Origin of the sequence: Nocardiopsis sp. FIRDI 009, from assembly GCF_003386285.1 — a bacterium.
Lineage (GTDB): Bacteria > Actinomycetota > Actinomycetes > Streptosporangiales > Streptosporangiaceae > Nocardiopsis.
In genome coordinates this window covers 150,949-157,663 of the sequence record NZ_QPNC01000013.1, presented here as the reverse complement: position 1 = coordinate 157,663, position 6,715 = coordinate 150,949, and the positions used below count along the sequence as shown (strand labels likewise).

The 6,715-nt window shown below is 69.7% G+C and carries 6 protein-coding genes; 3 read left to right on the top strand and 3 right to left on the bottom strand.

The annotated features are described in order from the left end of the window. Positions 1 to 501 precede the first annotated feature (501 nt). From DVR05_RS11645 to DVR05_RS11635, 3 genes are all read left to right on the top strand, one after another. Entirely contained in the window at positions 502 to 708 is a 207-nt protein-coding gene (locus DVR05_RS11645) for a hypothetical protein (RefSeq protein WP_116245869.1), read from the top strand. A gap of 168 nt (positions 709 to 876) precedes the next feature. Continuing rightward, complete coding sequence (locus DVR05_RS11640; protein ID WP_232832089.1) at positions 877 to 1,602, top strand: ABC transporter ATP-binding protein; 726 nt, start codon at positions 877 to 879, stop codon at positions 1,600 to 1,602. Between the two features lie 32 nt (positions 1,603 to 1,634). Continuing rightward, positions 1,635 to 4,106: an FtsX-like permease family protein gene (locus DVR05_RS11635; RefSeq protein ID WP_157982429.1), complete on the top strand. Its 2,472-nt coding sequence runs from the start codon at positions 1,635 to 1,637 to the stop codon at positions 4,104 to 4,106. A 283-nt stretch (positions 4,107 to 4,389) separates the two neighbouring features. On the opposite strand, the gene DVR05_RS11630 is transcribed toward DVR05_RS11635, so the two are convergent. From DVR05_RS11630 to DVR05_RS11620, 3 genes are all read right to left on the bottom strand, one after another. Continuing rightward, a complete protein-coding gene (locus DVR05_RS11630; protein WP_116245867.1) occupies positions 4,390 to 5,070 on the bottom strand; it encodes a GntR family transcriptional regulator in 681 nt (226 codons plus the stop codon). A gap of 140 nt (positions 5,071 to 5,210) precedes the next feature. Continuing rightward, entirely contained in the window at positions 5,211 to 5,861 is a 651-nt protein-coding gene (locus DVR05_RS11625; RefSeq protein WP_116245866.1) for a phosphoribosyltransferase, read from the bottom strand. A gap of 16 nt (positions 5,862 to 5,877) precedes the next feature. Beyond that, positions 5,878 to 6,672, bottom strand: a complete 795-nt coding sequence (locus DVR05_RS11620; protein ID WP_116245865.1) for a sigma 54 modulation/S30EA ribosomal C-terminal domain-containing protein — start codon at positions 6,670 to 6,672, stop codon at positions 5,878 to 5,880. Positions 6,673 to 6,715 lie beyond the last annotated feature (43 nt).

The following is a 6,715-nucleotide window of genomic DNA, read 5'->3' as shown; positions in this document are numbered from 1 at the left end:
CGGATCGCTACAGGGCTGTGATCAGCGCTGATGCACCACGACCCCGACTTTGAAACAGCCCTGGATCACCCCGGGAGCAGGACCTGCCTGACACCACTCGGAACTGGACAGAAGAGATCTGACAGCAAATAACGCATCAACTGCTGACAGCGGCACCAGGAGTATCGGCGTAGAACACGAAAAGGTCGTTCGCAACCGACGCTGGGTGAGGATGGCCGTAACCGGCCATCCTCACCCAGGCAGCCGATTTCGCCCGACAGGTTGACCTGCGTCTTCGATATCGGAGAACCTCTGTGATCTGCTCTTATAGTGTGATTCGCACCCTCATTGACCCACATTTGCGACGTGTTTACGATTCTCGTGCATCTGCAAGCAACGAAGAAAGGGGCATTCGTGCAACTTGGTCGCACCCTGAGGAAATCTGCCGCCGTCGCGTTTCTGACTGCGGGACTGGCCGCAGCCGCTGTTCCCGCCTCGGCGAACAGCGTCGCTGACGGAGACATGGGGGCTCTGCTGAGCTGCGTCAAGGGCGTCAGCAACGGCGACGCCTACGCGAGCTGCGTTGGAGCGTCATACGAGCAGTGGCGCCTGCGCGCCGACTGCCCCTACCAGCCCGACCGCTACTCGGCCTGGCAGTACGGCGACGGAAACGTCACCGTGAGCTGCACGTTCGGGGACGCGCGCGCAGCGCGCATCGACGTGGCCTAGCCACCGCCGATACCGCACCGACCTCCTTTTTGTCTTCGCTGAGCACATCCTTGAAACAGGGAATCGCGGAGGCGAAAGTCATTGAGGTACCGTACAGCGGCGGCTGTGTGCACTTCCATTTCACCACCGCACACGAACCGCCGCTGTACGGCTCCAACAAATCGGGCGGTGACGGTGACCACTGAAGAACAGGTACACATCGAGAACACGACGCTACCTCTGCACATGGACGGTGTGGTCCAGGAGTACGGCGTTGGCCAGGCCCGGGTCGTAGCCGTGAGAGACGCGTCGTTGCGGATCGAACGCGGCGAGGTGGTCGTGCTCTACGGCCAGAGCGGTGCCGGGAAATCCAGCCTCTTACAGATCGCCGGATGCCTGGCCGAACCCACCCGGGGAACGGTGCGGGTCGACGGTGACGATGTCATCGGCATCGGTGCGAAGCGTCGCGCCGACCTGCGACGTCGCCGCGTCGGCTACGTCTTTCAGGAGTACAACCTGCTGAGCGTGCTCACCGCGCAGGAGAACGTGGCGCTTCCGCTGGAGTTGGAGGGCACGCGTGGAGCGCGGCGCCGAGCCCTTGCCGCGTTGGAGGAGTTGGGGGTCGATCAGCTGGCTGACCGCTACCCGGAGGAGATGTCGGGTGGTCAACGTCAGCGGGTGGCGATCGCTCGCGCGTTGATTGGTCCTCGCCGGTTGGTCGTCGCCGATGAGCCGACCGGTGCGCTGGATTCGGCGTCGTCGCGGGCGGTGCGGGAGGCGCTGGTGGCTCGGGCGCGGGAACACGGCGCGGGTGTGTTGGTGGGAACCCATGATCAGGAGTGGTCGGCGCTGGCCGATCGGGTGCTGGTGATGCGCGACGGCGTCCTCGGCCCGGTTCAGGGGGGCGTGCTGTGATCAGGCCGCTCAGTCTGGTTCTGGCGTGGCGCATGTTCAGACAGGACGGTACACGTGCCCTGTTGGGGGCGGGGCTGCTCGGCTTGCCGGTGGCCGTCGCCGTGATGGTGCAGATCCTCTACAGCACCGGCATACCTTCTCCTGAGGAGGAGCGGACAGCGGCCATGGGCGCGGCCCAGGCGCGTGTGTATGCCGAGACGGACGAAGCCTCCCTCGCCCTGTTGCGTCAGGCCCTCCCCGAGCGGGCGAGAATCGTGCCGGTTCCCAATGCCGTGCTTTCCGTGGAGACCGGGCACGGTTCGGTTCCCACCTCCGTGGTCCTGATGGATGTGGCCGACCCGCTCACCCAGGGCATGGTGGAGATCGTCGACGGTCGTGCTCCCGAACGCGCCGGTGAGGTGCTGGTGAGCCAACACCTCACTGACGGTACGGGGGTGGGGGTCGGCGACCGCCTGACCGTGGGCCAGGACAGCACGGTCACCGTCACCGGGCTGGTGGTCGATCCCACCGACTACGAGCGTGACTTCCTCGTCTCTGCGCCCCAGGACCGGGAGTTGGCCGCCTCCGACGGCAGCAGCGGCCCATGGGTGATCGGGGGACTGCCCTCGGATATGCGTGAGCCCGAACTGGTGGAGCTGCTCGGCCCGCTCGGCTTCACCGTGGACCCGCGCACCCCCGGCCCCACACCGGGAGCCCCGCCAGCGGCTGAGGACACCACGCGTGACGATGACCGTGCGGTGCTGTTGTTCACCGCGTTGGGCCTGGGCGAGGTCGGACTGCTGGCGGCGGCCGTGTTCACGCTCTGCGCGCAACGCCGTCGACGAGACATGGCGCTGCTGTCGGCGGCCGGAGCCCGCCCCTCCCACCTGCGCCGGGTCCTGGTGGCGCACGGTGTGCTCGTGGCGGCGACCGGGGCCCTGGCCGGAACAGCCCTGGGCATCACGGGCGCACTGATCGGCCAACCGGTGGGAGAGCAGATCACGGGCATGTCCTGGGGGACGCCGGTGATCCGCCTCGACCAGCTCGTCTGGATCGTGCTCCTGGCCCTGGGGGCGGGTCTGGTCGCCGCCTGGCTCCCGGCCAGGTCGGCGGCACGCCAAGGCCCTGCCGTCGCGCTGCGGGACGCCCCCCGCTCCGTGCCCCATCGGCGTGGCGCGTGGTGGTGGCCGGTGCTGGCGGCGGTGGGACTGGTGGTCCTCGTCACCGGCACGGCCACTGGGATCGTCCCGATCGCGGGAGCGGGGGCCATCACCTACGCGCTCGGGTTGCTCGGCTCCTGCGGCTTGCTGTTGCGCGCCTTGTCGGCGGTCGCCGCACGCCTTCCGGTACGTGCACGCGTGGCGCTGCGGGGCCCTGCCCGCAGCCGGTCGCGGTCGCTGCCCCTGGCAGTGGCGGTCTGCGCGGTCATGGCCGCGGCCTCGGTGGCCGGAGTGCTCATCCACAGCGGTGACCGGTACAACGCGCGCACCTACGTGCCCGAACTCCTCGAAGGCCAGGCCATCGTGAGCGGCCCCCTGCCCTCCGACGACGACGCGCTGAGTCCGCTCACCCAGGCGCTGGGCGGTGCGGAGGTTGTGCGCATCCCCTACGCTGCGGCGGCCACCGATGAGGGCCCGGTGCGCCTGGTCTTGGACAACGCCGCGTGGCGGTGCTCGACCTCCGCCGACGGTCCCAGCTCTCCAACGGAGTGCGCACAGGATCTGCCCGCAGGCATCACACCCGTCGAGTCCGTCGCGGTGGGCGACGAGAACCTGGTCTTGGCCCTGTTCCCTGAACAGGACCAACAAGAACAGGCCCTTCGCGCGCTCCGGGACGGCCGGGTCGTCCTGACCAACGACGCACTCCAGCACAGCCCCGGCCGGGCCCTCCTGAGTCCAAGCACCGGTTCCTCCGGACAAGCCGTGGAACTGGACGCAGAACTCGTGATCCCCCAAGGGGTTCACACACGCCTGCCGCACGCCCTGATATCGCCGCAGACCCTGGCCGAACACAACCTCGAGACCAGCCCGGTACGTGAGGCCCTGCTGGTGGCGCAGACGACGCCCACCCCTGAGCAGGTCGACGCGGCGCACGTCGCGACCGACCGTCACCTGGGGGGACAGGCCAACCTCTACGTCGAACGCGGCTACGACGGAACAGACATCGCCTACGTCCTGTGGCTGTTCACCGGGTTGGCCGCCCTCACCGCGGTGGGGACCGCCGCCATCGCCGGCGCGCTCTCGGCCGCGGAGAACGCCCGTGACGACGAGGTCATGGCGGCGGTGGGCGCACGGCCCCGGTTCGTGCGTCTCATGACCGCGGCACGCCTGCTGGCCCTGACCGTTCCGGCCGCGCTCCTGGGCCTGGTCGGAGGCAGCGTGGCGATGGCCGCGGCACTGCAGGCGTGGGGAGACTGGCCACCCGCGATTCCCTGGGGTCCTCTCACCGCCACAGTGGCTGTCACCGCCGTCGCCGCCGGGCTCACCGGATACCGGCCGACACGGCGATCCGCTGGGACAGCATGAGGGGCGAATCCGGCGGGGTCGGCCCTCACCTTCCACGACACGCTTTCCACTGAAACACCGGTGTACTGGCACCCCGGTACACCGGTGTATTGGTGTGTGAGAGTGACGGTGAGCACATCGAGGCGTCGGTACATGAATCGTAGCTACTCACGGGTTACTTTGCCCCTCGCCGTAGCTTCGGGAGAACCAGGCCACCACGGCCGCCTCCGCCCAGGCGGGGAGAGGGTCGGGCGAGAGTTCGATCCAGACCGATGTACGGCGCCCCAACTCCGTGGGCGACCGGTCAGGCGGACCCCTGTCCGTCCCAGAGGCCGCGCCGCTGCAGGAGGTCGACCAGGTGCTTGGTGCTCTCCTGGATGTGGCCCTCGGTCAGCTTGCGGGCCTCCCGGACGTTGCCCGAGCGCAGGGCCTCGATGATCTTGCGGTGGTCCTCGCGGGTGGCCTCGACGTGGCCCTCGATCGTCGCGTAGAAGCGGTTGGGCAGGTGCTGCACGATCGACCCCAGGATCAGCGCCAGGCGGTGGGAGCGCGCGGCCAGGTTGACCTGGCGGTGGAACGCGTGGCCCAGAGCTCCGATCCGCTCGTCGTCCTCGGCCTTGACGGCCTTCTCGTAGTCGTCGACGATCTCCTCCAGCCGCGAGATCTCCTCGGGGGTGATCCGCTTGGCTGCGCGGGCGGCGAGCTCACCGGCCAGCTTGGCCTGGGCCCAGAAGATGTCGTGGACGTCCTCGGCCGTGAAGGTCTCGACCATGAAGCCGCGCCGGGGCACCAGCTTGACGAAGCCCTCACTGCGCAGGGCGAGGAGCCCCTCGCGAACCGGGGTGTTGCTCACGCCCACGGCCTCGGCGATCGGTTCGAGTCGCAGGAACTCTCCGGGACGGACCTCGCCCGAGAGGATGAGCTCCCGGACATAGGCGGCGACCTCCTCGGGGAGGCCGCGCGCCCTGCTGCCCACGGTTGTCATTCCACATCACCGATCTCGTTCATATGAAGTTCTCCATATGATATCGCGACTCCCGAGTGTCCCTGCGGGACTCCCGTGGGGCGGGTCCGCCCCGGCGTTCCGTTCCGCCGCCACCGGAGCGCCGGGGGCACGCGGGGAACTCAACCGCGGTCGGTGCGGGCGGCGCGCTCCAGAAGTTCGACCACCTCCTCGTCCGGCGTCTGGGAGAACTCCTGGTACCACTCGCCGACGGCGTGGAAGAACTCGGGCTCCTGGACGCACACCACCTCGTCGGCGACCCGGCGCAGGTCCGCGATCGAGTCGGGGGACCCCACGGGTACCGCGAGCACCACCCGGTCGGCTCCCTGGGCGCGGGCCACCCGGCACGCCGCCCGCGCGGTCGCCCCGGTGGCCACGCCGTCGTCGACGAGGACGACCGTGCGTCCGGTCAGCGGAACACGGGACCGGCCGCGGCGGAACCGTTCCACCCGCGCCTCAAGTTCGGCCCGCTCACGTCGCTGTGCCGCGTCCAGTTCCGCCTCGCTGGCGCCGGCCATCCGGACGACCTGGTCGTTGACGACCCGTACGCCGCCCTCGCCGATGGCGCCCATGGCCAGTTCGGGCTGGTGGGGGACGCCCAGTTTGCGGATCACGATCACGTCCAGTGGCGCGCGCAACCGCCGAGCGACCTCGAAGGCGACGGGCACGCCGCCGCGTGGCAGCCCCAGCACGACGACGTCCTCGTCGCCCAGGTGTTCCAGCCGCTCGGCCAGGCGCCGTCCGGCGTCGACGCGGTCGCGAAACTCCGTCATCGTGTCCTCCTCGGGGCTATGCGGGGGTGATCAGACCGTAGTGGCCGTCGTAGCGGTGGTAGAGCACGTTGCCCCGCTCGGTCCGCGCGTCGAGGAAGAAGACGAACGGCAGCCCGGTGGTCTCCAACCGGTCGATCGCCTCCCGAACGCCCAACCGGGGCGGGGGGTGTGGGCTGACCGTCAGGGGGACGGCGGTCGTGCCGTCGCGGCGGGGACGCGGTGCCACCCGGGCCAGCCGGTATCCCTCGTCCGAGCGGTAGATGACGCTGTCCTGCCCGGTCTCGGCGTCGGTGAACAGCAGGAAGTCGTAGTCGAGCATCTCCATGTCGAAGGCCGCCTCGTCCGGGGTCTCCGTGGACAGCGTGAACGACTTGTGCCGGATCACCTCCCGCTCCTCCACCGGGCGCGGGTAGTGGTCGGGGCGGTGTGTGGGCTCGGCTCCGTGCCGCCACCCGTGCGGTCCCGCCGTCGGCCGCCCCCCGCGGCGGGCCTCCCAGTGTCGGCCGATCCGGTCGAGTCGGACCAGTAACCGGTCGTGCAGCAGGTCGACGGCCTCGCGCATGGTCGCCGCCGCCACCTGCGCCCTCACCAGGCGGCCGTTGACGTCCAGGTTGGCCTGTGCGACCGCCGGACGCGCCACCGCGGCACCGGCGGTCATGGTCAGTCGCACGCGGGCGAAGAGCACCGGTTCCGGCGCACGCCCGGACACCGCTGCGACCGTCGAGCGGGCGTGGTCGGCGGCGTCCCGCGGCACCGCTCCCCGGTGTTCAACGGCCACCTCGGGGGCGGCCCACGTCGTCGGCCGGTTCATGACAGCCCCTGTCTGGTCTAGCGCACCCCCTACTCTTCCCAGC